The sequence below is a fragment of the Dactylosporangium sp. NPDC000555 genome (assembly GCF_040300025.1).
Classification (GTDB): Bacteria; Actinomycetota; Actinomycetes; order Mycobacteriales; family Micromonosporaceae; genus Dactylosporangium.
Window position 1 is genome coordinate 46697 of the sequence record NZ_JBEPDB010000017.1, and the last position, 26254, is coordinate 72950.

A 26254-nucleotide genomic window follows, 5' to 3' on the forward strand; every position below is an offset into this window, starting at 1 on the left:
CAACGCAGAAGTGCAGCGCGAGGCGGTTGGACAGATCGCACACGACGCTCACCTCAGCATTGGCGAGCCTCCACGCGGACGGGCACGTCCGCGAGGCGGCCGTCGTCGCCATGGGTGACCAGCTACGGCCCGCGCACCTGCGGTTCCTTGTGCAGCTGGCCGTCGACTGGGTGCCGGAGGTGCGGGCCGCCGCGCTCCGGGTGCTGGGGACCGCGTTCGGCGAGCGGCCCGCGCTGCGGCTTCCCGCCGTCCGCGCCGCCGCCAAGGTCATCCGTCACAAGCACGCCCTCTGCATGGCCGACCTGATCACTGCATGAACGGAGCGCCCAGCATCGCGCGGATCTCCTCCTCCCGCTGGGCGCGGGTCTTCGGGAAGCCCTGCGCGTCGGGGCGGCGCTGCCACGGGTGCGGGCCGCCCGGCGGGCGGTACTCGACGCCGAGCGCGTCGAGCCGGTCGAGGTGCGACGCCAGCCTGAAGGTGAAGCCCTCGGCCGGGCCGGACCACATCACCTCGGCGAAGGAGGCCAGCCGCGGGAACGTCGCGTAGTCAACCGCGCGGGCGGACGGGAGGTGCTCGGTCCACACGTTGCACTGCGCGCCGAGCACCAGCCCCGCCTCGGCCAGGGTGAGGCCCGGCGGGACCGGGTCGAAGGTGTATACGTCGGCGACGGACAGCCGCGTGCCGACGGGGATCGGTTCGTCGGGCGCGTCGGACTGGCGGTAGTCGAGGTAGGTCCACATGTCTGGGCAGGAGACGACGTGGTGGCCGGCGCGGACCGCGCGGACGGCCGCTTCCGGGCCGCGCCACGCAGCGATCAGTGCACCGCTGGGGGCGCCACCTTCGAGGATCTCGTCCCACCCGTGCACCGTCCGGCCGTGGCCGGCGATGTGGCCAGCGACTTGGCCGACGAACCACGCCTGCAGTGCCGTTTCGTCGGGCAGACCGAGCTCCCGCATCCGGTCCTGGGCTGCGGGGCTCGCCTTCCACTCGCCCTTGGGGCACTCGTCGCCGCCGATGCCGATGTACCGCCCGGGGAAGATCGCGCACAGCTCGTCGATCACGGCGCGGCAGAAGTCGAGGGCGGCGTCGGACACGTTGAGCACGTGCCGTGAGATGCCCCAGCCGGTCCGCACGTCCACGTCGGCGAGGCCGTTGCCGAGCTGCGGGTATGCGGCCACGGCCGCCTGCATGTGGCCCGGCAGGTCGACCTCCGGCACGACCGTGATGTGCCGGTCGGCGGCGTAGGCGACGATCTCGCGCAGGTCGTCGGCGGTGTAGTAGCCGCCGTGCGGGCGGTCGTCGACGACGCCGTGCTGCCGCGACCCGCGCATCGTGCCGTGCCGCCACGTCGCGATCTCGACGAGGCGCGGGTAACCGGGAATTGGCAGGCGCCACCCCTGGTCGTCGGTGAGGTGCAGATGCAGCACGTTCAGCTTGTGTACCGACAGCAGGTCGACGAACCGCAGCACGTCGGCTTTCGGCATGAAGTGCCGGGCGACGTCGAGCATGCACCCGCGCCACGGCCACCGCGGCGCATCGTCGACGGTCACGGCGGGCAGCAGCCAGTCGACCCCGGTGACCGGCGCCCGGCGGTACACCTCGGGCGGCAAGACCTGCAGAAGGCTCTGCAGACCATGGAAGACCCCCGCAGGCGTGCCGCCGGTGAGGTTGACGCCGTCCGCGGTGATGCGCAGGCGATAGCCCTCGTCGGGCAGCGAACGGTCGACGGACAACCGGATGTCGTCGCCGGGCGGCAGGAAACAGCCGGTGGCCGGGCCGAGCGTGGCGCGCAGCCAGGCCGCGGCCCGCTCGAGCCCGGGGGCGGCGGAAAGGGTCGTCGCGGGGGTGAGGCGAAACTCGCCGCGGTCGGGTTCCACTGTGGACGGACGAGGGATCATCCTTTCACCGCCCCGCCGAGACCGGCCACGAGACGGCGCCGGACCAGCAGGAAGAACAGCAGCACCGGCACGGTCATCAGCACGGACGCGGCCATGATGCCGCCCCAGTCGTTCTCGTCGGGTTTGAAGAACACCAGCAGCGCCATCGGCAGCGTCTGGTTCTCGCTGGCGCTGATGATGAAGGTCCGGGCGAACAAGAAGTCGTTCCACGCGGTGATGAACGAGAACACGCTCGTCGCCGCGAGACCCGGCGCGACCAGCGGGAACAGGATCCGCCACAGGACGGTGAAGCGGCTAGCGCCGTCGATGACGGCGGCCTCCTCGAGCTCGTCGGGGACGGCGGCGACGAACCCGCGCAGCATCCAGATCGCGAACGGCAGCGTGAACGCGGTGTGCACCAGCACCAGCGAGCCGAGCGTGTTGAGCCCGACCCCCGGCACGACGGTGCCGACGTCGCGGACGAGGAAGAACAGCGGGATGGTCAGCGCCTCGATCGGCACCATCTGTGCGATGAGGAACATGACCAGGATCGTCGTGCGGAACTTGAAGTGGTACTTGGTGAGCACCACTGCGGCGAGGAACGCGACGAGCGCCGACAGGGCGACCACGACGAGGGCAACGACGAGGCTGTTGAGGAAGTACCGGCCGAAGCTCTCGACGCCAAGGACGCGGCGGAAGCTGTCCAGCGACGGCGCGAGCGTCCACGGCCGCTGGTGCAGCGACTGGATCTCGCCGGGCGGTTTGACCGCCGACAGCAGCATCCAGTAGATCGGGAAGATCGTGACGAGGGCGACGAGGACCGCGATCCCGTTGAGGAGGTGCTTTCTCACAGCGGTTCTCCGCTCCTGCGCAGCGCCCGCAGGTAGGCGAGCGTCACCGCGAGCAGGATGACCATCATGACCACGCCGATGGCCGAGCCGAGGCCGTATTCGGACGCGGCGAACGCCTGCTGGTAGGCGTAGACGTTGAGGGTGAGGTTCTGCCCGGCGATCCCGCCACCGCCGGTCATCACGTAGATCTGGGTGAACACCTTGAAGTCCCAGATGATCGACTGGATGACGACGATGGTGAGCAGCGGCCGCAGGATCGGCACGATGATCCGCCAGAACTGCTGCCAGGCGCCGGCGCCGTCGAGCTGGGCCGCCTCGAGGGTGGCGTCGGGGATGGCCTTGATCCCGGCGTACAGGGTGACCATGACGAACGGGAACGAGTGCCACACGACGACGGCGCCGATGAGGCCGAAGGCGCTGTAGCGGTCGTACATCCAGTTGTGACCGTCGAGGCCGAGGACCTGGTTGACGAGGCCGAGGTTGGCGTCGAAGAGGAACATCCACACGGTGGACCCGGTGACCGCGGGCGCGGCCCACGCCGACAGCGCCGCGACCGACAGCAGCGTCCGCGGCCACCGCCCGACCCGGGTCAGCAGCACCGCGAGCGCGGCGCCGACGGCGAGGGTCGCCACGACGCAGGCGGCCGCGAAGCCGATGGTGGCGAGCAGCACCGACCAGAACCGTTCGGCGCCGAACAGTTCCGCGTAGTTGCCGGCGCCGACGAAGCGGGTCGGCTGCCCGCCGCTCACCTGCGCCTGCCGGAAGTCCAGCACCGACAGCAGGCCGAGCTGGTAGATCGGGTAGGCGAACAACGGGATCAGCACCGCGGCGGCCGGGACCAGCATCCACCACGGGGTGCGCCGTGCGCGGCCGGACGGGCCGGTGGCCGGGCGCCCGCCACGACCGTCCACCGGCCCGCCGGGTGCGGACGAGCGGCGGGCCGGCTGGGACCGGCCCGCCTCGTCCAGCGGGATCACTGTCACTTGAAGGCCGCGTTCATCGCGGTCGCCGCCTCGTCGGTCGCCTGCTCGACCGTCGCCTTGCCGGTCACGATCTTCTCCAGCATCGTCGGTACGACCGCCTGCGCGTCGATCTTGCCCCAGCCTGGGTGCAGCGGGACGAACTTCGTGCCGGCCGCGATGGTGTCCATGAACGGCTTGAGGAACGGTTCCTTGCCGGCCAGCTCGGTGCGGGCCGAGGTGAACGTCGGCAGGTTGCCCATCGCGGTGTACATCTGCTCCTGGTACTTCTTGCTCGCGAGCAGCTTCATGAACTCGGCCGCGAGGGTGCGCCGCTGGGTGCTCTTCATGACGCCGAGATTGTTGCCGCCGGCGAACGCGGGCGCGACCGACCCGGGCTTGGTGCCGGGCAGCGGCACGACCGCGTACTTGCCCTTCGCCGCACCGGCCTCCACGGCGGCCCGGTTGAAGTTACCGAGGATCGCCATGCCGGCCTTGCCACTGGCGAACAGCTCCACCGTCTTGCCGCCGGTGAGGTCGGCGCACTGCTGCGGCGGGCAGTTGTCGGCCTTGATGAGATCGGTGTAGGCCTTCACCCCGGCCCGCGACTGGGGCGAGTTGATGGCGGCGGTGTAGCCGGTGCCGGACTTCGTGGCGAGGTCGCCGCCCGCGTCCCACACGAACGGCAGCGCGCCGAAGGTGTACTTGCCGCCGATTGCGAGGCCGAACAGCTCCGGCTTCTTGGCCCGGATCTGCTTGGCGGCGGCGACGAGCTCCGCCTGCGAGGTCGGCGGGGTGAGGCTGAGCTCGGTGAACACGTCGGTGCGGTAGTAGAGGGCGCGCACCCCGACGTACCACGGCACGCCGTAGAGCTTGCCGTCGATGGTGGCGCTGTTCTTCAGGTCGGCGCCGAGGTCCAGCCCTTCGGCGTCCTTGCCGACCTCGGCGAGGCCGCCGGCGGCGACGTATTCGGGCAGGTCGGTGTTGCCGAACTCCACCACGTCGGGCGCGCTGGCCGGGTCGTTGAAGGCGCCCTTGAACCGTTCGCTGCGGGTGTTGACCGCGATGTAGGTGACCTCGACCGTCACGTCCTTGTGCGCGGCCTTGAACTCGGCGACGGCGTCGTTGACGACCTTATCCTTGGGCGCGCGGTTGGGCTCGTCGAACAGCCACACCCGCAGGGCGCCGGTCTGCTTGTCGGCGCCGTCGTTCTGCGCGGGGGTGGTCGACGGCGCGCAACCGGTCAGCCCGGCGACCAGACCGGCCGCGAGGAGACCGGCGAGCGCCGTTGCGCGATATCTCATGTGGGCTCCCTTGAGGGGTGGCGCTTACGGACCTGGTTCGTATATAGTTCGTTGAACAGGTCCCTAGCCTGAGACGCCGGTCACCTCCGCGTCAATAGGTCGGCGCTCAGAAATGCGTCCGCAGGACATCCGTTACCGTGCCGTCATCGTCGACGACAGGAATCGCCCGCCACTTGTCGAAGGCGGTGCACGGGTGCGAGATGCCCAGCTCCACCAGGTCACCGGGGCGCAGCAGACCGTCCGGGTCCGCGAGGAACAGATGGTGGTCGTTGACCTTCGTGACCGTCAGCCGGCCGTCGCGCGGGATCGGCTGCCCCTCGTCGAAGGAGACGTCACGCTTGCCGGCGCCCAGGATCGCCAGCCCCGGCTCGGGTGCGGAAAGGACCTGCGCCCACAGCGTCAGCGCCGGGCGCAGCTCGCCGGCAACCCGGTTGAACGGGGTCCGTTCGCGGTAGAAGCCCTCGTCGTGGGACAGGTACGCGCCGCTGCGCAGCACTGTGGTGACCCGGTGGCCCGCGGGCCACCGCGCGTCGGCGCCGAGGCGGGCCGCGACCAGGTCGAACCAGGCGCTGCCACCGGTCGCGACCAGCACCTCCGGGCCGAGTAGTCCGACCCTGGACAGCGCGTGGACGGCCGCCCGCAGGTCGTCGAGGAAGCCGGACACACCCTCGGCGCCAGGCTGGGTGCCCTCGTAGCCGGCCACCCCGGCGAGGCGCAGCGCCGGGGCGGCCGCGACGGCGGCCGCGACCGCCAGGAGCTCGTCCTGGCTGCGGCAGCCGGTACGGCCGCCGGGGTGCCCGAGCTCCACGAGGACCGGCAGCGGCAGTCCGGCGGCGACTCGTACACCAACCGCGGAGTCGACCTGGAAGATCACCTCGAAGCCGGCCTCGCGCTCCCGCGCCAGCCACTCCAGAACGCGGCGGTCGAGCAGCTGACCGGCCACGACGACCCGGGTCGCGCCGAGGTTGCGCAGCGCGAGGACCTGACTGGCGGTGGCCGCCGTCAGTGCCCACGCCCCGGCGGCGAGCTGCGCCCGCAGCAGCGACGGGGCCATGTGGGTCTTGGCGTGCGGGGCGAAGGCGAGGCCGTGCGCGGCGCAGAAGTCGGCCATGGTGCGCACGTTGTGCTCCAGCGCCGACTTCCGGGCCACCAGCAGCGGCCAGGTGAACGCGCCGTCGAACAACCCCGGCCGGGCCGCCAGGAAGTCGCCGGTCGGCACCGGGTCCGGCTGCCAGAATCCCTTGGTGCGCCAGTCCAGCAGTTCGCCGCTCATGAGATCTCCCGCTTGATTCTTCGGCCCGGAACCCGCAAGCTTCAACGAGCTACTTACGAACCGGCTCGTATAGCGCCGGAGCATAACGGAAGGACCCGCCAGTGCCGGTGCCGATGGTGATCGGGCTCGTCGTGCACGCGAGCCACCGCGGCCTGTTCGAGGACGCGGCCCGCACGCTCACGGGCGTCGCCCTCGAATGGGTGGTCTACGAGCACGAGGGCCAGATCCGGGCCGGCGTCCGCGCGCTGCTGGAGCGCCGCACCGTCGACGGCCTGCTCCTCGGCCCGGTGCCCTATGCCAGATGCCGCGACGTGCTCCCCGACGGGCTGACCGTCGCCATCACCCGCTCCGCCGGGCTCGATCTGGCGCTCGCCTGGTGCCGGGCGCTCATCCGCGGACTGCCGGCGACCCCGGTCAGCATCGACACGTTCACCCAGGAGACCGTCGACGATGTCGCCTACGCCCTCGGCCTCAACCGCGCCGACATCGCGTGCCTGCCGTTCGAACCCGAACAGTCCGTCGAGGAGATCGTCGAGTTCCACCGCACGTTCCGGGCCAGGTCCGGCAGCGCGTACACGATCAGCGTCCGCACCGGCGTGATGGCCGCCCTCGACGGCGAGCTGCCCGTCCTCAGCGGCATCATCGGCCTCGCCACACTCCGCGCAGAGCTGCACGAGCTGGCGCTGCGCATCCAGTCGAAACGGGCCAGCGAGCTGCGGTTCGCCGCCGGAGTGTTCCTCATCGCCAACCACTCCCCCAACCTCGACCGGGCCCGCATCGGCCTGATGAACCTGCTGCTCAACACCCCCGAGCTCGCCGACGGCTGGATCGAGAACCGCGACCGGCGCGGCGTCGTCGTCTTCGCGCACCGGGCACTGTTCGAGACCCTCACCGGCAACTGGGTGAGCCTGCCGGTCCTCGCCCGCGCCCAGGAGACCCTCGGCGTGCGGGTCGTCGCCGGGTTCGGGGTCGGCGCCAGCGCCCGCACGTGCGTCGCCCTCGCCGAACGGGCCGCCGCCCGCTCCGAGCAGGACGGTTCGCCGGTCGCGTACCTCGTCGAGGACAGCGGCGTCGTCATCGGGCCGATGGGCAGCGCCGGGACGCCGCTCACGTTCGCGTACCGCGGCCACAGCGACGGCCTCGAGAGCCTCGCCCGCGGCATCGGCCTGAGCCCGGCGACACTGTCGCGGCTCGCCGCGCTCGACCGCACCCTCAACGGCCGACCGATCTCCCCCAGCGACCTGGCCAGCTCGCTGGGCATCACCGACCCCAGCGGCCGGCGGCTCATCCGCAAGCTCGGCGAGCACAACCTCGTCACCGCCGAAGGCAGCGCCCAGGCCACCCCGAAAGGCCGCCCCACCACGCTCTACCGGCTGACGATCAACGAGGCGATGGCCACCGATGGCGAGTGACCTCCTGCTGACCGGCGGCACTCTGCTCGAACCCTCCGGCACCTTCGACGTCGCCGTCCACGATGGACGGATCGCCGCGATCGGGCCGGACCTGCCGCGCGACGGCGCCCGCACGGTCGTCGACGTCCGCGGCCAGCTCGTCACCCCCGGCCTGATCGACCTGCACACCCACGTCCACCCCGGCGCCACCTACTGGGGCATCGACCCCGACCCCGTCGCCTGGTACTCCGGGGTGACCACATGGGTCGACGCAGGCTCGGCCGGCGCGTACACCTTGGACGGGCTGCGACAGGCGGTGCGCGGGATGACCGTGCGGGTGCCCGTGCTGCTCAACATCGCCGCCGTCGGCCTCACCGGCCGCACCGGCGAGAGCAAGGACATCAACTCATGCGACGTCGATCTTGCCGTCGAGACCGTCACCGCCAACCGCGACCTCGTCGCCGGCATCAAGGTGCGCATCGACCGGGAGACCGTCGGCCGCAACGGCATCGAGCCGCTCCGCCGGGGCCTGCGGGTCGCCGACGCGTGCGGGGTGCCGCTGATGGCGCACATCGGCGCCGGCCCGCCCTCCGTCGACGAGGTCCTCGACCTGCTGCGCCCCGGCGACCTCGTCACCCACTGCGCCAGTGCCATCGCCGCAGGGGATGCTGTGGTACGTCCGTCCCTTGTGGACGCCTATCGACGTGGTGTGCGGCTCGACGTCGGGCACGGCTCGGGCGGGTTCGCGTTCGACGTCCTCGAGGCGCAGCTCGCCGCGGGGCTCGTACCGTTCAGCGTCTCCACCGACCTGCACGCGCGGTCGCTGTACGGCCCGGTGTTCGACCTGCCGACGACGATGGCGAAACTCCTCGCCGCCGGCCTTCCCCTCGCCGAGGTGGTGGCCGCGGCGACGAGCCGGCCCGCCGCCGCCCTCGGCCTGCCCGGCGGGACCCTCACCGTCGGCGCGCCCGCAGACCTCGCCATATGGGACGTCCGCGACGAGCCGTTCACCGTCGTCGACGCCCACCAGCAGCGGCGCACGTCCCCCGTCCGGCTCGTCAACGAGGCCACCTACGTCGCGGGCCGGCTGCTGCCCGCCCGGCTGCCCGCCGACCCGCCGCCCTGGGTGCCGCTGACAGCCGCCCAGCGCTCGGCGCTGTCGGCGCGCGCCGACGGGCTGCGCGCGCTGCTGAACACCCCACTCGTCGGCCCTGACGACCTCGCCGAACAGTTCCCACGCCACCACTGAAAGGTCCAAGCGGACCGTCATGACCGACCAGGCCGCACCACCCGGCGGGCCGTATTCGCACGCCGTCGTCGCCGGTGACACCGTCTACCTCGCCGGGGCCATCCCGGCACTGCCGGACGGGACGCGGGTGACCGGCCCGTTCGAGGAGCAGGCCCGGGCCGCCTTCCGGAACCTGGCCGCCGTCGCCGCCTGCGGGGCGCGGTCGGTCAGTAGGCCGCGCATCGGTCTGAGCCGGTGCTTGAGCTGACTATGATCTGCTTCTACCCGGTTGTTGGCGTGCCGTTCGACGTGGTGCCATGCCGAGGGGACCAGCTCGTCGAGAACGGTCGGGTACGTCGGCGCCGCGTCGGTGACGACTTCGGTGGGCCGCACCTTCAGGATGGCCATCGCCCGGCGGAGGAACCGGCGCGCCGCAGCGACGTCGCGGCGGGCGGATACGAGCACGTCGATGACCTGGCCGTCCTCGTCGACCGCGCGGTACACATACCGCCAGACACCGTTGACCTTCACATAGGTCTCGTCGACGTATCACCTGTCACCGGGTGCATGCCGGCAGAACCTGGCCGCGTCGGCCAGCAGCGGCGTGAAGCGCTGCACCCAGCGGAAGACGGTGACGTGGTCGACCTCGACACCCCGATCGAGCAGGAGTTCCTCGACGTCGCGGTAGGAGAGGTTGTACCGCAGGTAGAGCCGGACGGCGACCATGATGACATCGGGTGCGCACCGGAACCCTGCGAACGCCGACCGCGGTGGCAGGACCGGACGCCGACGGTTCGAGAGCTTCACCGTCCAAGCCTGCCCGACCATGGCAACGCTGAACGCAACGGACCCCTCGCCCGCGGCCTCGCACCGCGCCGTCCCTTCGGCGTCCCGGCTGGCGGCTCGGCCTTCGTGGTCGCCGACGGCGACGGGCTCTCCCTGTGCGTGCCCGGCCCGTCCGAACACCCGAACTGGCACGTCGCCGGCGCCCGGGCGGTGCTGCGGCCGACGACGGACCGGCTCGTGTTCCTGACCCCGGCGAGCCTGGTCAACGTCGCACCCCAGGGCGACACCCTTTGACCGCCCGTCGCACCGCTGACGGGCGGGGTGCAGCCCGGCCGCCGTCAGGACCTGCTGAGGCCCGGCGGTCTCCTATCGCAAGGTTTGGGCCACGCTGGTCAGCGCCGGGAGGGCGATCAGGGTGAACCGGCCCGCCAGGTCGGGCAGGATCGTTCGCAGCGCGGCGACCGTCTGCGGCCCCGCGCCGTCGTGCAGGAGCACGATCCCGCCGGGACGAGTTTTCGTCAGCACGGTGTTGACGATCGACTGGACCCCCGGGCCGCTCCAGTCCCGCGGGTCGACGGTCCACGAGATCGACGTCATGCCCAGGCCGGCCGCGATGCTCACGATGTCGGGCGACCAGTTGCCGCCGGGGGCGCGGAAGTAGCCGATCACCGCGCCGGGTGCGACCGCCCGGATCGCGTCGATGGTGCGTTGCATGTCGGATCTGATCTGATCGGGCGTACGGGTGCGCAACATCTCGTCGTGGCTCCACGAGTGGTTGCACAGGGTGTGCCCCTCGGCGACCATCCGCCGGACCATCTCGGCGCGCGCAGCGACCTGCCGGCCGACCATGCAGAAGGTAGCCTTGACGTGGTGCTGGGCCAGCAGGTCCAGCACGGCGGGGGTGTCGTCCCACGGGCCGTCGTCGAAGGTCAGCGCTACCGCGTCCGACCCGGTCTTGCGCACCGTTCCGGCCGGGCCGTCGCCGGGCGCGATGACCGGCGACGACGCGGACGGCGAGGCCATGGGGCTCGGCACGCCCGGTTGGACCGTCGGCTCCTGATGCTCGGCGACCACCGGTACCGCCGCGACCGGCGCGGCCACACGAGGCGCGGGCGGGCCGCTGTTGCCGCGGCTGCCGCCGAGCGTCAGGGTCAGTATCAGGATGGTCAACCCGAGTACGGCGATGCGGCGCAACGGCACGGAGGTACTCCAACTCGGTCCGGCCCAGTCAGGGCTCGACGATGCTACAGAACAGACGGATGCCGGAGCTCTTTCGGTTGCCGAGGTTCCGGTCGGCGCGGCCGGAAGCCTCGGCCGTCGTCGCGCGCGGCCGAGTCCAGGAGGACCTCGGTGGTGACGCTGGCGCTTCGGGGTCCGGCCGCGCCGGCCGGCGGCGCGCATCAGCCGGGCGACCCGCTTGCGGGAATGGCGCCGGCCCTGGTCGGCCAGTTCCGCGTGGATCCGCGGCGCGCCGTAGGTGCCGTCGGAGGCGTCGTCGGCAGTGGCAGGCACGCATCGGTGAGCTGGCCGACGCCGTGGGACTGCCGGCCAACGTGTTGCAGCGCCGGGCACGTGAACTGTCCGGCCACCACCGTCGCGTTCGCCTACACCACCCTCGGCCGGCACCGTCCCGGTCTACGTCGCCTCGTGGTCGGGATGGACAGCCGATGCCGACCGGCCAATCGAGCAGGCCTGATGCCACACCGTCGATTGTCACCACCGCGATCACCTGCCCAGCGCAACGGCAGGTGCTCGAACGGCGTGCGCGTTCAGGTTCTTCTGGCGTGATCGACCAGGAGTTCGGCGAACTTGCCCGGCTGGTCGATCGGAGTTATGTGACCGCTGTCCGGGAGGTTGTGCTGTGCGAGCGTTCCGGAGATCGGTCGGAGCTGCAATGCGGTGGCCTCACCGATGGCGTTGCCACCGATAGCCAGAACCGGCATCTGCAACGTGTGCTCCCGCGCCCAGTTCGAGATCCATTCGGCATTCGCCGGCATGGCGCGGTAGTGGTCGAAAGCATTCGTGAGCGACTCCCTGCCCCGGTACGCCTCGACGAGAATCCGGGTAAGGTCCTCCGGCACGCCTCGGCGGCTTCCCGACTCGAGGAAGTAGCGGACGTACCGCTCCTCGGCGTGTTCGACGACAGCTTCGGCCAGGCCGCCGGGGGCGCGATGGAAGCCGAACCACCATGGCGGCCCGTTCTGCAGGAATGCCTCGGCACCAGGCAGCGAGCCGATCAGACCCTCGGACAACGTCAGAGTGATCACCCGTTGCGGAAATGCCGCTGCGAGCGCGAATGCCGGCGCCACACCCAGGTCGATACCGGCGACATGTGCCTGGCGGACGTCGAGGACGTCCAGGAGACCGATCAGATCCGCGGCGAGTACCGGCGCCTCGTAGCCGCGCACGGCAGGCCCGCTGTCGCCCAGCCCGTGCAAGTCGGGTACGACAACTCGGAACCCTGCCGCGACCAGATGCGGTACGACGTCCCGCCAGATCGCGCGGGTGTGTGGGAATCCGTGGAGCAACAGCACGGCAGGTCCGTGGCCCGTGATCTCCACGGCAAGTTCTACGCCGTCGACCGGAATCCGGCGCGTGGCGGCTGCGGGGATGTGGGAGGTGAGTGCATCCTGGCGCACAGAAATCTCCTCACTTACACTTGGCGACCTGGTTACCGTAGGAGACCGACCCCGATGCATCAAGAAGGCACCTTGCACGCACCACGTCACCCCCAGGTAACGCCCTCCCGCTCAGGAGACCTCTTCAACCCCGCATGTCCGACGAGACTGCTGCTCGACCGGGTGGGCTCGAAATGGACCACGATGGCCGTACTCTCACTGGCGAGCGTCCAGGGCGAACTGCGGTTCACGGAACTGAAACGCCAGATGGCCGGAATATCCCAGAAGATGCTGGCCCAGACGCTCAAATCCTTGGAGCGAGACGGACTCGTCGCACGCCGCGTTGAGACAACCACGCCTCCACGCGTGCACTACCGCCTCACAGACCTGGGCACATCACTCGTCCCGCCGTTGTTGGCTCTGCGCGAATGGGCCGAGCAGAACATGCGACAGGTCCAAGACAACGCCAACGCTTTCGACGCTGTGACGCCTCGGGAGGGACTGGAAACAACGGTGTAACTCCTGATCAAGGAGACGCACCTGATGACCGTCAGACTGCGTCGTCTTGCTGGAGGTTTCGGGTCATGGCCGTCGAGCGCGTTGCACCGACCGAGCGGGTGTCAGCCGCAGCGTCGGGCGCGATCTCGACGACGTCCCCCGCCCAGGGCATCGGCGGCCGAGCCGCACCGCGAGCACGGCCAGCTGCACCCGGTTGGCGCTTCCCGTCTTCGTCATGAGGTTGGCGACGTGGGTTTTCACGGTGGTGACGGCAAGCCGGAGCCGCTCGCCGATCTCCGCGTTGGACAGGCCGGCGCCGAGCAGGGCGAGCACGTCACGCTCTCCATCAGTGACCTCGACCAAGCTGGCGTCGGGCGTGGGCTGCGAACTCTCGCGGGACAGGATGGCCTGGTTCGGCCGCCTCACCCACCACCTCGATGTCATGTCCTCGACGTTCCCACACTGGAGGAATTCCTGGCCGGGCACATCCCCGGCGCGTTGAGCATCCCGGTCGACGACCTCGCCGAGAGCCTCAATCCACCGACCAACCTTAAGTTGCGGTCGCCGTCCAGCCGTCCAGCGTTGTACCGACGGATGTGTGATTCGTCGGCTGATGAGGACCGCATTCGCGCTCGGTGACCGACCGAGTCAGCCGCGCGTTGCTGGCCGACGACGACGGGGCGGACGCCCTGTACCACGAGGCGGCCGAGCACCTCGCCGGCAGCCGGATGGTCACCGAACTCGCCCGCACCCACCTGTTGTACGGCGAGTGGCTGCGCCGCCGGAAACGCCGGACGGACGCGCGCCGGGAGCTGCGCCTCGCGCACGACGCCTTCACCGACATGGGCGCCGCCGCCTTCGCCGAACGCGCCCGAGTCGAGCTGCTGGCCACGGGTCAACACGCCCGCGCTCGCGCCGTCCCGGCCGGCCACGACCTCACGTCCCAGGAGGCCCGGGTCGCCGCGCTCGCCGCGGCGGGGGCCACGAACACGGAGATCGCCACCCAGCTCTTCGTCACCGACTCGACGGTCGAGTACCACCTCAACAAGATCTTCCGCAAGCTCGGCCTCACCTCCCGGCGCCAGCTCGCGGCTGCCCTCAGAACACGGCCGGCGTGATCGCTCGTACGACTCGCCCATAGTCGTTCCGGCCGGCCGGCCGACCGGCCGGGCGGGTGCGGTGCGAGCGCGTGACCGCCGTCGTGCATTCGTCCGGCTGCTGAGGCAACCCGCCTGAACGCCGCACCGGTCTAGGTGTGGTGAAGGGGGTGCCTGTGAACAAGGAGATCGAGTCCGACCTGCACGAGTTCGTCGAGACCCGGTATGTGCACCTGCGTCGCACCGCGTACCTGCTGTGCGGCGAGTGGCATCGGGCCGAGGATCTCGTGCAGACCGCGCTGGCCAGGGTCGTGGTGGCGGCGCGGCGCGGGCGGGTGGACAGCCTCGACGCATATTCCCGGCGGGTCCTGCTGCGGGTCTACCTGGACGACAACCAGCGCGGGTCGCGCCGGCGCGAGCGGAACTGGGCGGACCCGGCGGCCGCGGCCGAACCGCCGGCGGCGTCCGGTGACCAGGCCGTGGCGCTCACGGTGCTGGCGGCGCTGCGCACCCTGCCGGCCAGGCAGCGCGCGACTGTCGTGCTGCGCTACTGGGAGGACCGCAGTGTCGAGGACACCGCGGCAGTGCTCGGGGTCAGCGAGGGCACCGTGAAGAGTCAGTCGGCCAAGGGCCTGGCCGCGCTGCGCCAGATCCTCGCCGGAAGTCTGGGGGAACTCATGTTCAGTGATGGAGGTGTGCTCTGATGCCGCTGGATGAACTGCGTACGGCGCTGAGCCAGGCGGTGGAGCTCGACGAGCCGGCGATCGGGACCGGGCCTTCGGCCGTGTTCGCCCGCGCAGACCGGGTCCGGACCCGGCAACGGCTCACGATGCTGGTCAGCGGGGTCGCGGTGCTGGGCGTCGCGATCGGCGCCGCCGCGCTGGCCGTCGACCGATCGGGCGGAGCATCGACGACCGCGCAGGCGCCGGTGGTGGTCTCATCCGCCCCGACCGGCCCCGGCCCGAGTCCCGGTCCCAGCCCCGGCGGGCGGCGTGCCGATGTGCCGGGGGACGTCGTGCTCGCCACCCTGCAGCGGCTGCTGCCGGCCGGCGTGGCCACGTCCGAACCGTTCAGCAGCCCGGGGTTCGCCGAGGTGATCCTCACCGACCCGGCCGGCCGCGGCAAGGTCCAGGTCAATGTGCAGCCGCATTTCGCGGAACCGCCGTCCCGCCGCCCCGTCGGCGACGCCCCGATGGATCTGTTCTCCTGCGCCAAGCGGGGCATGCCGGCCGGCACCCGCTGCACCGAGTCGACACTGCCGGACGGCACGCTCGTCGTGCTGACCGACGGCCCCTCGGAGGACGCCGGTCACAACCGGATCAAGCTGCGCATGGCCGACGTCTATCGGCCGGACCACGTGCGCATCGTGATCGGCACGTGGAACGCGGTGCACGAGAAGACCAACACCGCGACCCGCGCCGAGCCGCCGCTGACCGTCCAGCAACTGCAGGCGATCGCCACCGACCCGGCCTGGCCGGTCTGATCCTGGCGAGTGAACGTGCTGCGACCATGGGCACCGTGGCGGCGTCGCCGAGCGCGCCGCCACCCAACTCAGCGGACCGCCGCGACCTCCGCCGGCGGCAGCGGGCGCAGGAACGCGGACCGGAAGGCGCCGGTGCGGCGGTGGATGTACACCAGGTGCGGATAGGGCAGCCCGAGCTCGCCGACCCAGTGCGAGTCGGGGTCCGCGAGCGCCACGGTGAGCGGCACGCCGCGCATCGCGGCGGTGACCGACGGCGGCGGGCGGGTCGCCTTCGCAAGGTGGACGGGTCCACGCTGACCGTCACGCCGGACGCCGCCGCGCTGAGCGACCCGAACGCGCGCCAACGGCACCTGCCAGGGCGACACACCGGCGAGCACCCGCGCGAGCACCTACGACGCGGCCGACCCGGTGAACACGGCCGGCTACACCTACGACGCGCTGGAGCACCCACCAAGCCCAAGTGTCATTTCCGCATCAGGACGGCGGCGCCTCGGGCATGTCCTCCTGCGCCGGAGGACTACCTGGGTCGGCGCGCCCGGCTGGCCCGGCACGTCCTGGCCGTCTCCCGCGGCCGGACCTGCCTCAGCGTCGCCGCGCTGGCGGACAACACGACCCTCGTCGGCGCGGGCGAACTCGGCTTCGCCGATCTCCTGACCGACCCGCTCGACACCGTCCGCAGACACATGCGGTAGCCCTGACCGTCGCCAACCGAGCACGCGTCGGTTTCCCCGCGGATCAGGGGGAAGAGCTGAGTACCGCCCTGGCCACCGGCAACTCTGTCAGGCCGCGGATCTGCGGGTGGCGAACCGAGCAGGCTCGTCGTGGGCGAACAGCCCTCGGCGGCGATCAGCGGGAACACCGCCGGTGCGAGCACCTCGCCTGCCCGCGCGGCGTTCCCGGTCTGCCCTCGGGCTCGCTTAGCTCGGATGGCCTGACGAACGAAAAAGTCTCCGCCGAACTTGTCGAAGCGGGCGGCGCCCATCCGACGCCGTGGTGAAGGCAACCGCTACGGAGGAGAACCGAGATGTCGTTCCAGGCGTACCTCGACAACATCGAGACCAAGACCGGCAAGACCCCCCGCGAGCTACTCAACCTGGCCGCGGACCGCGGGCTGGACGCGCCCGGGGTGAAAGCCGACGCGATCATCGAGTGGCTCAAGGACGACTACGGCCTGGGCCGCGGCCATGCGATGGCCCTGGTTCACGTACTCAAGCACGGTCCGAAGATCCCGGGCAAGCACGTCGGCTCCACCGGCACCCACCGCGACGAGACGGACACCCTTTGGCTCGACGGCAAGGCGACCCGGCCCGCCTGAGGCTCGCACTGGCGCACAACCCCGCGCGGCCCGTCGCATTCGTCGAGAAGCTACTCGCCGTCGGCAGGCTGCCGCTCAACCTGTTCGTGACGCATCCGGACCCGGCGGTGCAGCGGGCGGCGCCGGCCGGGCACGACGACCCGGACGCGCGGCTCGAGGGGACGGCAACCCGGGCACGCCGCTCGGGGTACCGCGTCAGGCGCTTTGAAGGTCGACGCGCATCACGACGCGGCGCGGGGTCGGGCGGGACACCTCCGCGAAGCCTGCGGCCGCGAATGTGCCCATGGTGCCGACGTACAGCTCGGCCGCCCACGCCACCTCCGCGGTCGGGCGAGGTGGCCATTGGATAAGCCCTCCACCGCCTGGGCGCCGCGCGAGCGGGCGTAGGGCACCGCGGCGACGGCCAGCGCGCGGGACACGCCGCGGCGGCGGAAGCCCGGGCGGGTGACGAAGCAGGTCACGGACCAGACCGACGGGTCGGCCGGGTCGTCGTCCCGGCCGGTCCAGGGCACGCGCGCGGCCAGCAGCCGCCGGTGGCTGCACCGCGCACCACCCGGCTGGCTCGCCGCCCAGGCTGGCGCCGTTCACCACACCACCAACCCCACCACGGCCAAACGACAACGGTGGCCGCGTCGTACAACGGTGTGGAATCCAGAACCCGGCGCGCCGCCTCCGCCCGCGGCCGGCGTGACGCGGACGGTGGTGCCGGTCCGCGTCCACGCGCCGTTCCAGCCGCTATTTCGGCCCATGCCGACGTCGGTTTCGTCAGGCTGATGCCGGGTCACCAAGGACTACCACGCCACGTGCTGGAGGAAGCCTTGATGGGGGCGGGGCGGCGTACGCAATGTGCCGGCTGCCGCCCCGAAGTCTTGGCCCGCCCGGAGGTGTCATGGGGTGTCACCTTTTGCAGGACCCTCCCGGCGGTGGTCGCGCAGTCGTACGGTGTTGACCTGAACGGCGATCAACAGGCGACCCGGCGTCACAGCGCTGCGGCGTCGTAGTTCCTGCGGGCGTCGGCGATCGAGTCCAGGTTCCGCTCTGCCCACGCGGTGAGCGCCTGTAGGGCGTCGTACAGCTCGCGAGCCATGTCGGTGACGGTGTATTCGACCTTCGGCGGCACCGTGGGATAGACGGTGCGGCTGAGCAGACCGTCGCGTTCGAGGTTGCGCAGGGTCAAGGTCAGCATGCGTCGGCTGATGCCCTTGACCCTGCGTTCCAACTCGGTGAAGCGCACCGGCCCGTCCACTGCTGCGAGCAGGATGCCGATACTCCACTTGCTGCTGACCCGTTCGAGGGCCTGCAGGACGGTGCACGCCGGCTCGTCGTGGACCAGGCAGGAAACATCGGTGTTCCTCTGGGACATGAAAGTGCCTCCTTCCTCCGTCGCTGATGGTCACACATCATGTCCCCAGTAACAAATGGTGATCCATGGGATTTCCTGCCGTCCCGCAGTCGACCCCGTCGAAGGAACTGCTGACCATGTCCTCTTCCCGTCCCGCCGCCGCGCCTCGGTCGAAATGGCTGGCGCTCGGCATCCTCTGTGTTGGCGCGTTCATGATCGTGCTTGATTCCAGCGTCGTGACGGTGGCGCTGCCCACGATCCAAAACGACCTCGGCTTCAGCACCAACGACCTGGCCTGGGTCGTCAACTCCTACCTCATCGCCTTCGGCGGCCTGCTGCTGCTCTTCGGCCGGCTCGGCGACCTTGTCGGCCGCAAGAACGTCTTCGGCGCCGGCCTGACCCTCTTCACGGTCGGGTCGCTGCTGTGCGGCCTGGCCGACACCCCGGCGTTGCTGATCGGCAGTCGCTTCGTCCAGGGAGTCGGCGGCGCCGCGGCGTCCGCCGTGGTGCTCGGCATGGTCGTCACGATGTTCCCCGAGCCCGCCGAACAGGCAACGGCCATCGGCATCTACAGCTTCGTGCAGGCCGGCGGCGCGTCCATCGGCGTGATCGCGGGCGGCGCGCTCACCACCAGCGTGGGCTGGCCATGGATCTTCTTCATCAACGTCCCCATCGGCGTGGTCACCTTGTTGCTGGCGCTGTCGGTCGTAGCACGCGATGCCGGGGCGGGCCTGCGCGAAGGCGCGGACGTCATCGGCGCGGTGCTGGTCACCGCGGGGATCTCGCTGCTGGTATACACCATCGTCCAGGCAGGCCGGTACGGCTTCGGCTCGCTGCACACGCTCGGCCTCGGTACGCTGTCCGTCGTGCTGCTGGCAGGGTTCGCGGTGCGTCAGCTCAAGGCGCGGCAGCCGCTGCTACACCTCGGCATCTTCCGCTCGCGCCAGCTCACCGGCGCCAACGTCGTCATGCTGCTGTTGGTGGCCGGGCTGTTCGGCTTCCAGTTCCTCGGGGCGCTGTACACGCAACGAGTGCTCGGCTACAGCGCCATACAGACCAGCTTGGCGTTCCTTCCCGGCCCCGCGCTGATCGGCGTGCTGTCGCTCGGCGCCGCCCCGAAGCTGATCCCCCGGTTCGGACCCCGCACCGTGCTGGCCGTCGGGCTGGCCATGGTCTCCGCCGGGCTCCTGCTGCTGGCTCGCGCGCCGGTCGACGGCACCTACGTGGTCGACCTCCTGCCGGTCATGGTGCTGATGGGCGTGGGATCCGGTCTGATGATGCCAGCGGTGATGGGGCTGGCCATGTCCGGCGCCGGCCCGCGGGACGCTGGCCTGGCCTCCGGACTGGTGAACACCACCCAGCAGGTGGGCGGCGCCATCGGCCTCGCGGTACTGGCCACCTTGGCCGCGGCGCACAGCGAGCGGCTGCGGGCCGCGGGCGAGACCGAGAACGTCGCGCTCAACGGCGGCTACCATTTCTCCTTCCTGGTGTCCGCCGGATTCCTGCTCACCGCGGCCGTGCTCACCGTGACGGTCCTGCGCGACCGCAAGGCCGCACCCGCCGCAGACACGCCGCCGACGGGCTCCTTGCCCGCCGAGCTACCCGCCGGCTCGGACGACGACGCCAGCCATGGCGGCGGCGACGTCCGCGGTAAGGCCGACGCGTTGCCAGCCGAGGACGGCAAGGAGGGGGCCGGCGATCGCCGCGCCGATCGCGCCGGCCGTGTAGTACAGGGTGAGGTAGACCGAGCTCAGCGCGCCGGAGCGGGCCTCGTCGATCGAGACGACGAGGACCTGGTTGGCGACCTGCGCAGCGAAACACCCCGCGTCGAAGACGGCGAGCGCGGCGGCGGTCCACAACGGGTGGGACAGTGACGGAAGGACCGCGAGGATGCCAGCACCAGCGGTCAGGGCTCCCGCAACAACGCCTCGGACGACCGGCTGCTCGACGCGTACGAGCCGGAACGTCGGACCCACGCCCTCGACACCATCGAGTTCTCGATCCGGCTCGGCAAGATCGTCTGCGTCACCGACCAGGCGGAGGCGGCCTCCCGGGACGCCGCGCTGGCGGCGGAGAAGACGCCGGACCGTCCGGTGTCGCGCCCACTGCGGGCCGGCCTGCCGCACCGCACGGTCGGCACAGTCGCCGCCCCGCCAACCGGATCGCTCATGCCGCGGGGACGGGTGCTCGCCGACGGCGTCACCGGGCTGTTCGACGAGGTGATCGGGGGCGGGCTCCTGCTGCTCACCACCGAGGACCCGGGCAGTCTCGGCGACGCCCTGCGGGCCACGCTCACCCGAATCGGCGTGCGCACCGTGCGCGTGGTGGCGGCCACAACACCGGCGACCGCGGCCGAGGCCGCCGACCTCGACGACGTCTACCTGCCCTTCTTCGCCGCCGCCCGGGCAAGGTTCATTCGAGCAGGGCTGCGCAGCCCTGGCCGCCGCCCTGATCAGCACGACCGAGCTGCCGCACCCTGAGGCCATCGTGACCGGTGGCGGCTTCGCCGCGTCGCTGCCGGGTTACGTCGAGCAGGTCGCCTCGGAGCTGGATATGCTGGCCCGGCCACTGCCCCGCTCCGGTGCTGCCGGCACGCCTCGGCGACCGGTCGTCCCTGGCGGGCGCGATACTGACGGCCGGCCGCCCGTAGGCGCGAACGTCTACGCCCCGGCCAGTTTCATGGCTACGTCCAGCTCGTGCAGCTTCTCCGAGGAGCAGACCCCGATCCGCTCGATCAAAGCTTCCTCGGTGAGGCTCGCTCCCCACGTGCAGAAGATCGTCCCGTCCTGTGGCAGCGCCACCCGCACGACGCCGTCCTCGGCCAGCCCCTCCGCGGTGCCGAAGAAGACCTCGATGCCGACCGCCCGGGCCGGGCCGGCCTCCTCGACGATCCGGCGCCGGTTGTCGGCGTCGAGCGCCTGATCACCCGACATGACCACGAACCCGCGCTTCTCGGCCGGCGTGGCCGGGGCGACGATCTGCATGATCCGGAACTCCGGACCGGCACCGCCCGACAGCAGCACCACCGGCCGCTTCTCGTCGAACTCGGCCCACCAAAATTCGCCACGTTCCACCCGGAAATGCTATCAGCCATCCACCGTCGTTATCGGTATGTGCAAACGCTTTCGGCCTGTGTGCCCGGCTTCTGGGCAAGCGTGTAGAGCGCATATGGGATCCCGCCGAGGGTCAGCAGGATGCTGATCTGGGCCGCGAGCCGGGCGGCGAGGCCGCGCACGGGAGGGCAGAATCCGGGGCCCTGTAGCCCAGCGACGCCAGACGCTCGTCACGCGGCATGAGTTCGACGCAGCGGTGGTGAGTTCAGGAGCGCCAGCGGTAGATCACTGCTTTGTCGTCGTTTCGGCAGGTCTCGAGCAGCCGTTCGGCGCGTTCTCGCAATGTCGTGGTGTCGGCGTCCGGGCGATGTCTGGCGGCCCAGATGTCGGCCTCGAGCGCGATTACCGCGCGCTCCCACTCGCGTTCCGGGCCGAAGTATCCGCCGTCCGGTGCGTCGCGGCTGTCGCGGTACGTCCTGCGTCCGAACGCCTGGTGGGCCAGGCCGCTGGAACCGACGATCGAGCACCAGGGCGGCTGTTCGAGGTCGATCAGGGTTGGGCTTGGTTCGGCGGCCTCGGGCAGGCCGAGCGCCGGTAGCAGTTCGAGCGGCAGCAGGTAGCCCCAGCCGGAGTTGCTGCGATAGTCGTAGGCCGCGATGGCCCGAATCTGCTCCGGGACAGGAGTCAGCCCGGCGGCGCGGGCCCACTGCTCGAGATCGGCGCCGACGGCCTCCCTCGTGCGCCCTGCCGGCTGAGGGCGATGCCGATACGAGCACGGCGCCTCGTCGACGGGCAGGTGGAACGACGTGGTCCAGCCGTCCGGCGTCCGCCCGTAGACGCCGATGCAGTCGCCGTCGTTGACGTACGCGGCAAGCACGCCACCACCGGTGCCGGCGACGTACCGCTCGCTGGCGGCCGCGAAGTCCTGCGGGTCCACATCGCCCCGGGTCTCCAGCAGCTGCCATCCCGCGCCGAGTTCGTACAGATGCTCATGCTGATATCCGAAACCGAGCGCCGCGTCCTCATCGGTGAGGAGGCGATCGGACCGCGCCAGCACGAACGTCCCGAAGAAGCCCACCGACGCACCGTACGCCAAGAAACGGCACCTCCTCCGCCGCACTCGATGCCGCCCGGTGCCCGATCGGCACCTGGAACATGCTGGGAGCGCCTGAGCACGGGTTCACGAGCAACACGCGGCCCGTCCGTCGCGTTCGCCTACCACAAGCTCGCGATACCCATGTCGGGCAACTTCACCTGAGCGACGCCATCTCGCCGCTGGTGTACTCGCCGCACAACCGGGCCCAAGCCTGCATCAGCACCAACTCAAACGACCAGGCCAAGTGTACGGCGTACATCTAATCCGGACGGCAACCGAGGCGCCCAGCCGCGACTGGGGGCCCCGCGTCGGTTGGCTGCCGGGCGCGCGCTGAGAGCACGAGCCGGTCCCAGGTAACGCGACGGGCAGGCAGGCGTTCAGCGCCTTGCGAGGCGGATGAGGAATACCGTGGCGGCGACGAGCAGCAATGCGACTACCAGGAACGGCCATGGACTCCACGCATCTATGCATGACGTGGTCGTGCCCGTGGTCTGACACACCCGCCCCGGCCCCCCACGGTTCAGCCAGGCCAGGTAGAGCGCCGCCACGCCGACACCGGCCAGAACGGCGGCTGCCGAATGATTTCGCAGGGGCCCAAGCCGGATCCCGACCACGGCGAGCACACAACCCGCCAGCAGAAGTACCAGCCCGATCGTGAGAATGGAAGCGAGACCAAGGCCGATGAGGGCTCCCACCACGGCCCACCAGGCGAAGGCCCAAAGTGGTGGACGAGGCCTCCCGGTGTGGTCCTGCCCAGTCGTCATCGCCATGTCACGGCTTGCCCGTTGCGGCGAAATTCAAGACCACTTTCCAACCCGTTTTCTCCTCTCTCGCCAGGTGCACAACGAATACCGGTGACTTCGTCTTCGGATCGTGATCCTCGATGCAGTCGGTGACCGGTGCCGAGGTCGAGCCGGCGGAAGCCGGCCCGGTACGGCACATCTTGCCGAGGATGGAGACAGTAGCCGTGTCTCCATCCTCGACCACCTCACCCAACGACACTTCGCCGGTTACCGCCGGCAGGCTTCCGGGTCCCTGTCCGAGTGCGATGGCTTCCAGGATCATCCGCTGGTTCGGAGCAACGAGCGGGATCGCGGCCTTGAAGTCACCGCGAGCGACTGCCCGGATGTACTCCAGCGCCACCTGTCCCGATCCGGAATGCCAGCGCTGGCGCGGTGCCGGATTCACTGTCGGCGTGGTGGTGTCGTCCGGGTGGGGCGGTGAGGTCGTGCAACTCGGCGTTGAGCAGGGCGATGAGGGATGGTCGGCGGCGAGTCCGGCGCGAGCGTGGTGGATGCTGCGGGTGAGCAGGTACCCGGCGTCGTCCGTGTGGCCGTGCCGGTGGAGCAGGGCGGCGAGTTCGGCGGCGGTGTGGAGGGTGTCGACGTTGGCGGCGCCCTGGTAGCGCTGGAGGGCGGCGTGGGCGATGGTGAGTTCATTGAGTGCCCGGTCGTGGCGGCCGACGTCGCGGTGGAGCAGGGCGTAGTTGGCGGCGGTGCGTCGCAGTGCCCGACCCGCTGGGCCGTGCGGTGAGGCGGTGCTGGTCGGTTTGCCCTCTGGGATGTGAACGTGTTCGGTCACGCTCTTGGCCCGGATTGTCCGCAGCGTGTGGAGCTGCTCGGCGCGATGCGGGCGGTCCCCAGCGGCGCGGACTGCCGGTCGCTTGCACGATCGACGTCGTGGCGCGGCCTTGAGCTCCGGTCGGCGTGACGCTGTGCCAGGGAGAACGCAGGTTGGTCGGGGGTGGCGGCCACCGCGGATCCCCTCATGTCCGCAGTGGCCGCCAGGAATGGCCGGCGCGGTCGGGCCGTGGCATCCCGACTGACGCCGGCCGGTGCCTAGGGATGCCGCGCATGCGGAGGGGACGCGCGCGGCTTCGGTCACTGCGGCTGGCGCAGCATGGGGTACAGGGGTGGCCCGTCACCGATGTGGAACGGTTCGTTCTCGGCATAGCCGTGGCGGGCGTACAGGGCGGCGTTGCGCCGTCCGGTGGCCTCCAGGTATGCCGGTAGCCGGTCCCGGTCGCTGCGGCGGTGGTGGGCCTGCAGCAGGCGGCTGCCGATGCCGTGGCCCTGCCGGTCCGGGGCGACCCCGAGGAATGCGAGGTAGTCGTGCCGCATGCCGGCGGGGTGCGCTTCGTGCATGTCCTCGTCGAGCTGGAGGAACCGGCCGAGCGCCGGGCCGCAGGCGTGGGCCAGTTCCTGGTCGTAGTCGGCGATGTCGGGTTCGAACTTGCCGTCGATGCGGGCCCAGAGCGCGGCGCCGGACCTGTCGTCGGCGACGTCTACGGTGCCGTTGTCGAAGAACCATGGCGTGACCAGTGCGAAGTACCGGCGGTAGACGTCCGCCCGTTCGGCACGGTCGGGTACCAGCCAGCGGGCGATGTCGGTGTCGTCCAGTGCCGCGGCGAGCACTGCGATCACCGCCGGCAAGTCCTCCGGTCTCGCTTGCCGGATCGCCGGCATCGCGGTGGTTTGGAGGTCGGTGCCGGTCATCGGGGCGCCGCCGTTTCCGCGCGGTGTGCCGCGCCGCCGTCGGATCGCGCGGCGAGGAGATCGGCGCTGGCGCCCTGGCCGATGCCGCGGTAGACGGCCGGCCTGGTGGCGCGCAGGATGGCCGCCCAGCCGGCGCCGATGACCGCGGCGGATGCGAACGCGGCGGGGAAGATCCACCGCCATGGGCTGTCGGCGGTGACGCCGAGGAGGGTGTCGAACTCCTGCAGCGTCACGATCAGCACGACGAGCAGGATCAGGAACCCGAGGACGGGGGCGATGAACCGTCGCCACGCCGAGACCTGTGCCAGTTCCCCGGTGCGGTGGCGCACGAAGTACACCACGACGGCGAGGGAGGTGACGGTCATCAGGATGAGTACCCCGAACCCGCCGGTGACCGTCCACCAGAAGAACAGGTAGACGAACGGGTCAAGGCCGGTGACGGCGAATACCGCCAGGACCGCGATGGCGAGCAGCGACTGGGTGAGTGAACCCCACAGCGGTGCGCGGAAGCGCCGTCCGGCGGTGCCGAACCAGCCGGGCAGGACCCGTTCCCGGCCGAGGGAGAACGTGTAGCGGGCGGCGGTGTTGTGGAACGACAGCAGCGCCGCGAACAGGCTGGTGATGAACAGGCCGTGGCCGAGGTCCAGCCAGATCTTCGCCAGGTGCGGGTCCACGAGGGTGAACATCGTCTCCGAGCCGTGCTCGGCGGACAGCGCGATGATGTTGGCTGGGCCGGCGGCGACGGACATCGCCCACGAGCAGAACGCGTACAGCAGCCCGATGATGATCAGCGACAGGTACGTAGCGCGTGGAATGTTGCGCTTGGCGTTGCGGGTCTCCTCGCTGTAGACAGCGGTGGACTCGAACCCGACGAACCCGGCCACCGCCGTGGCGAGCGCGGCGCCGGTGCCGGCGCTGAACAGCTGCGACGGGTTGAGCGTGTCATAGGTGACCGTGCCGCCGGCCGGATGCAGAACCTCAACGACGGCAAAGACCAGCGCGATGACGATCTCGGCGCCGAGCAGCACGCCGAGCACGGCGCCGCTGAGTTCGATGCTGAGCACGCCGAGCACCGCGATAACGGCCCAGCCGATCGCGGCGACCAACCACCAGGCCAAGTCCACGCCCCAGCGGTCCTTGAGGAAGCCGCTGGCGACCGCGCCGAACCCGCCGTACAGGCCGATCTGCATGAAGTTGTAGGCCACGACGGCGACGCCGGCGGCGCCGAGACCGGTGATCCGGCCCAGCCCTTGGGCGACGTAGGCGTAGAACGCGCCGGAGTTGACGATGTGCCGCGACATTTCGGTGTAGCCGACGCTGAACACACCCAACGTGACGGCCATGGCGACGTACGCGACCGGGATGCCGAGCACCTCGGTGACGGCCCAGCCCGCTGTCGCGCCACCGCCGATGACGGTGAACGGCGCCGCGGCGGCGATCACCATCAGAATCACGGTGAGGACGGTGAGCTTGTTGCGGTTCAGCGCCGAATCGACCTTGCTGACGTAGCCGCCGGGCGGCGGCATCGTGGCGATGGACATGACATCTCCCGTGAGGTGAGGGGACGGAGTACACCGGGCCAGCCGC

Annotated in this window: 30 protein-coding genes and 2 pseudogenes; 13 read left to right on the plus strand and 19 right to left on the minus strand. The window is 70.7% G+C overall.

Features of this window, described 5'->3' with window-relative positions:
- The first annotated feature begins 26 nt into the window (after positions 1 to 26).
- Positions 27 to 317, plus strand: a complete 291-nt coding sequence (locus ABT297_RS13730) for a hypothetical protein (RefSeq protein ID WP_350548564.1) — start codon at positions 27 to 29, stop codon at positions 315 to 317.
- Here the strand turns inward: ABT297_RS13730 and ABT297_RS13735 are convergent.
- From ABT297_RS13735 to ABT297_RS13755, 5 genes are all read right to left on the minus strand, one after another.
- Positions 307 to 1899, minus strand: coding sequence for a beta-N-acetylhexosaminidase (locus ABT297_RS13735; RefSeq protein WP_350548566.1), 1593 nt, complete (start codon positions 1897 to 1899; stop codon positions 307 to 309). The two genes, ABT297_RS13730 and ABT297_RS13735, sit on opposite strands and share 11 nt — an antisense overlap.
- Complete coding sequence (locus tag ABT297_RS13740) at positions 1896 to 2729, minus strand: carbohydrate ABC transporter permease (RefSeq protein ID WP_350548568.1); 834 nt, start codon at positions 2727 to 2729, stop codon at positions 1896 to 1898. The genes ABT297_RS13735 and ABT297_RS13740 overlap by 4 nt, the downstream gene beginning before the upstream one ends.
- Entirely contained in the window at positions 2726 to 3712 is a 987-nt protein-coding gene (locus ABT297_RS13745) for a carbohydrate ABC transporter permease (RefSeq protein ID WP_350548570.1), read from the minus strand. Before ABT297_RS13745 ends, ABT297_RS13740 begins: the two co-directional genes overlap by 4 nt.
- A complete protein-coding gene (locus tag ABT297_RS13750; protein ID WP_350548572.1) occupies positions 3709 to 4992 on the minus strand; it encodes an extracellular solute-binding protein in 1284 nt (427 codons plus the stop codon). The genes ABT297_RS13745 and ABT297_RS13750 overlap by 4 nt, the downstream gene beginning before the upstream one ends.
- Before the next feature lie 106 nt (positions 4993 to 5098).
- Complete coding sequence (locus ABT297_RS13755) at positions 5099 to 6265, minus strand: alanine racemase (protein ID WP_350548574.1); 1167 nt, start codon at positions 6263 to 6265, stop codon at positions 5099 to 5101.
- A 101-nt stretch (positions 6266 to 6366) separates the two neighbouring features.
- Here ABT297_RS13755 and ABT297_RS13760 point away from each other — a divergent pair, with 101 nt between their 5' ends.
- Genes ABT297_RS13760 through ABT297_RS13770 form a run of 3 tightly spaced genes read left to right on the plus strand, consistent with a single transcriptional unit; the run spans position 6367 to position 9152 of the window.
- Complete coding sequence (locus ABT297_RS13760; protein WP_350548577.1) at positions 6367 to 7677, plus strand: winged helix DNA-binding protein; 1311 nt, start codon at positions 6367 to 6369, stop codon at positions 7675 to 7677.
- The gene (locus ABT297_RS13765) at positions 7667 to 8905 is read left to right on the plus strand and encodes an amidohydrolase/deacetylase family metallohydrolase (protein ID WP_350548579.1); all 1239 of its coding nucleotides are present in this window, start codon (positions 7667 to 7669) and stop codon (positions 8903 to 8905) included. Before ABT297_RS13760 ends, ABT297_RS13765 begins: the two co-directional genes overlap by 11 nt.
- A 19-nt stretch (positions 8906 to 8924) precedes the next feature.
- The gene (locus ABT297_RS13770) at positions 8925 to 9152 is read left to right on the plus strand and encodes a RidA family protein (protein ID WP_350548581.1); all 228 of its coding nucleotides are present in this window, start codon (positions 8925 to 8927) and stop codon (positions 9150 to 9152) included.
- Here the strand turns inward: ABT297_RS13770 and ABT297_RS13775 are convergent.
- Positions 9083 to 9610 (minus strand): annotated as a pseudogene (locus ABT297_RS13775) (IS6 family transposase); the annotation flags it as partial. The gene ABT297_RS13770 and the pseudogene ABT297_RS13775 overlap by 70 nt on opposite strands.
- A gap of 186 nt (positions 9611 to 9796) precedes the next feature.
- Between ABT297_RS13775 and ABT297_RS13780 the strand changes: the two are divergent.
- A complete protein-coding gene (locus ABT297_RS13780; protein WP_350548583.1) occupies positions 9797 to 9964 on the plus strand; it encodes a hypothetical protein in 168 nt (55 codons plus the stop codon).
- A gap of 72 nt (positions 9965 to 10036) precedes the next feature.
- Here ABT297_RS13780 and ABT297_RS13785 read toward each other — a convergent pair whose 3' ends face one another.
- The 3 genes and pseudogenes from ABT297_RS13785 to ABT297_RS13795 form a co-directional block, all read right to left on the minus strand.
- Positions 10037 to 10870 carry a polysaccharide deacetylase family protein gene (locus tag ABT297_RS13785; RefSeq protein ID WP_350548733.1) on the minus strand — a complete coding sequence of 278 codons (834 nt, stop codon included), beginning with the start codon at positions 10868 to 10870 and terminating at the stop codon, positions 10037 to 10039.
- A gap of 162 nt (positions 10871 to 11032) precedes the next feature.
- Positions 11033 to 11158 (minus strand): annotated as a pseudogene (locus tag ABT297_RS13790) (IS3 family transposase); the annotation flags it as partial.
- 281 nt (positions 11159 to 11439) lie between these two features.
- Entirely contained in the window at positions 11440 to 12309 is an 870-nt protein-coding gene (locus tag ABT297_RS13795; RefSeq protein WP_350548585.1) for an alpha/beta fold hydrolase, read from the minus strand.
- A gap of 162 nt (positions 12310 to 12471) precedes the next feature.
- On the opposite strand from ABT297_RS13795, the gene ABT297_RS13800 reads away from it, so the two are divergent.
- Positions 12472 to 12807 (plus strand): winged helix-turn-helix transcriptional regulator, encoded by a 336-nt coding sequence (locus ABT297_RS13800; RefSeq protein ID WP_350548735.1) that lies wholly within the window; start codon positions 12472 to 12474, stop codon positions 12805 to 12807.
- 63 nt (positions 12808 to 12870) lie between these two features.
- On the opposite strand, the gene ABT297_RS13805 is transcribed toward ABT297_RS13800, so the two are convergent.
- Entirely contained in the window at positions 12871 to 13212 is a 342-nt protein-coding gene (locus tag ABT297_RS13805) for a response regulator transcription factor (protein WP_350548587.1), read from the minus strand.
- Between the two features lie 209 nt (positions 13213 to 13421).
- Here ABT297_RS13805 and ABT297_RS13810 point away from each other — a divergent pair, with 209 nt between their 5' ends.
- From ABT297_RS13810 to ABT297_RS13820, 3 genes are all read left to right on the plus strand, one after another.
- On the plus strand, positions 13422 to 13904 hold the full coding sequence (locus ABT297_RS13810) for a helix-turn-helix transcriptional regulator (protein ID WP_350548589.1): 483 nt from the start codon (positions 13422 to 13424) through the stop codon (positions 13902 to 13904).
- A gap of 155 nt (positions 13905 to 14059) precedes the next feature.
- A complete protein-coding gene (locus ABT297_RS13815; RefSeq protein WP_350548591.1) occupies positions 14060 to 14587 on the plus strand; it encodes a SigE family RNA polymerase sigma factor in 528 nt (175 codons plus the stop codon).
- Positions 14587 to 15366, plus strand: a complete 780-nt coding sequence (locus ABT297_RS13820) for a hypothetical protein (protein ID WP_350548593.1) — start codon at positions 14587 to 14589, stop codon at positions 15364 to 15366. Before ABT297_RS13815 ends, ABT297_RS13820 begins: the two co-directional genes overlap by 1 nt.
- A 68-nt stretch (positions 15367 to 15434) precedes the next feature.
- On the opposite strand, the gene ABT297_RS13825 is transcribed toward ABT297_RS13820, so the two are convergent.
- Complete coding sequence (locus tag ABT297_RS13825; protein WP_350548595.1) at positions 15435 to 15593, minus strand: hypothetical protein; 159 nt, start codon at positions 15591 to 15593, stop codon at positions 15435 to 15437.
- 51 nt (positions 15594 to 15644) lie between these two features.
- On the opposite strand from ABT297_RS13825, the gene ABT297_RS13830 reads away from it, so the two are divergent.
- Complete coding sequence (locus ABT297_RS13830) at positions 15645 to 16058, plus strand: hypothetical protein (protein WP_350548597.1); 414 nt, start codon at positions 15645 to 15647, stop codon at positions 16056 to 16058.
- A 332-nt stretch (positions 16059 to 16390) separates the two neighbouring features.
- The gene (locus tag ABT297_RS13835; RefSeq protein ID WP_350548599.1) at positions 16391 to 16681 is read left to right on the plus strand and encodes a DUF4287 domain-containing protein; all 291 of its coding nucleotides are present in this window, start codon (positions 16391 to 16393) and stop codon (positions 16679 to 16681) included.
- A 221-nt stretch (positions 16682 to 16902) separates the two neighbouring features.
- On the opposite strand, the gene ABT297_RS13840 is transcribed toward ABT297_RS13835, so the two are convergent.
- Both ABT297_RS13840 and ABT297_RS13845 read right to left on the minus strand, forming a co-directional pair.
- Positions 16903 to 17193: a GNAT family N-acetyltransferase gene (locus ABT297_RS13840; RefSeq protein ID WP_350548601.1), complete on the minus strand. Its 291-nt coding sequence runs from the start codon at positions 17191 to 17193 to the stop codon at positions 16903 to 16905.
- A 467-nt stretch (positions 17194 to 17660) separates the two neighbouring features.
- Positions 17661 to 18044 carry a winged helix-turn-helix transcriptional regulator gene (locus ABT297_RS13845; protein WP_350548603.1) on the minus strand — a complete coding sequence of 128 codons (384 nt, stop codon included), beginning with the start codon at positions 18042 to 18044 and terminating at the stop codon, positions 17661 to 17663.
- A gap of 65 nt (positions 18045 to 18109) precedes the next feature.
- Here ABT297_RS13845 and ABT297_RS13850 point away from each other — a divergent pair, with 65 nt between their 5' ends.
- Entirely contained in the window at positions 18110 to 19897 is a 1788-nt protein-coding gene (locus ABT297_RS13850) for an MFS transporter (protein ID WP_350548605.1), read from the plus strand.
- 219 nt (positions 19898 to 20116) lie between these two features.
- Positions 20117 to 20503 (plus strand): hypothetical protein, encoded by a 387-nt coding sequence (locus ABT297_RS13855; protein WP_350548607.1) that lies wholly within the window; start codon positions 20117 to 20119, stop codon positions 20501 to 20503.
- Positions 20504 to 20683: 180 nt separating this feature from the next.
- On the opposite strand, the gene ABT297_RS13860 is transcribed toward ABT297_RS13855, so the two are convergent.
- The 6 genes from ABT297_RS13860 to ABT297_RS13885 form a co-directional block, all read right to left on the minus strand.
- Positions 20684 to 21097 (minus strand): hypothetical protein, encoded by a 414-nt coding sequence (locus ABT297_RS13860; RefSeq protein ID WP_350548609.1) that lies wholly within the window; start codon positions 21095 to 21097, stop codon positions 20684 to 20686.
- A gap of 244 nt (positions 21098 to 21341) precedes the next feature.
- Complete coding sequence (locus ABT297_RS13865) at positions 21342 to 22154, minus strand: hypothetical protein (protein ID WP_350548611.1); 813 nt, start codon at positions 22152 to 22154, stop codon at positions 21342 to 21344.
- A gap of 395 nt (positions 22155 to 22549) precedes the next feature.
- On the minus strand, positions 22550 to 22867 hold the full coding sequence (locus tag ABT297_RS13870; protein WP_350548613.1) for a hypothetical protein: 318 nt from the start codon (positions 22865 to 22867) through the stop codon (positions 22550 to 22552).
- A 76-nt stretch (positions 22868 to 22943) separates the two neighbouring features.
- Positions 22944 to 23753 (minus strand): tetratricopeptide repeat protein, encoded by an 810-nt coding sequence (locus ABT297_RS13875; protein ID WP_350548615.1) that lies wholly within the window; start codon positions 23751 to 23753, stop codon positions 22944 to 22946.
- Positions 23754 to 24052: 299 nt separating this feature from the next.
- Entirely contained in the window at positions 24053 to 24595 is a 543-nt protein-coding gene (locus ABT297_RS13880; RefSeq protein WP_350548617.1) for a GNAT family N-acetyltransferase, read from the minus strand.
- Positions 24596 to 24663: 68 nt separating this feature from the next.
- Entirely contained in the window at positions 24664 to 26208 is a 1545-nt protein-coding gene (locus tag ABT297_RS13885; RefSeq protein ID WP_350548619.1) for an APC family permease, read from the minus strand.
- Positions 26209 to 26254 lie beyond the last annotated feature (46 nt).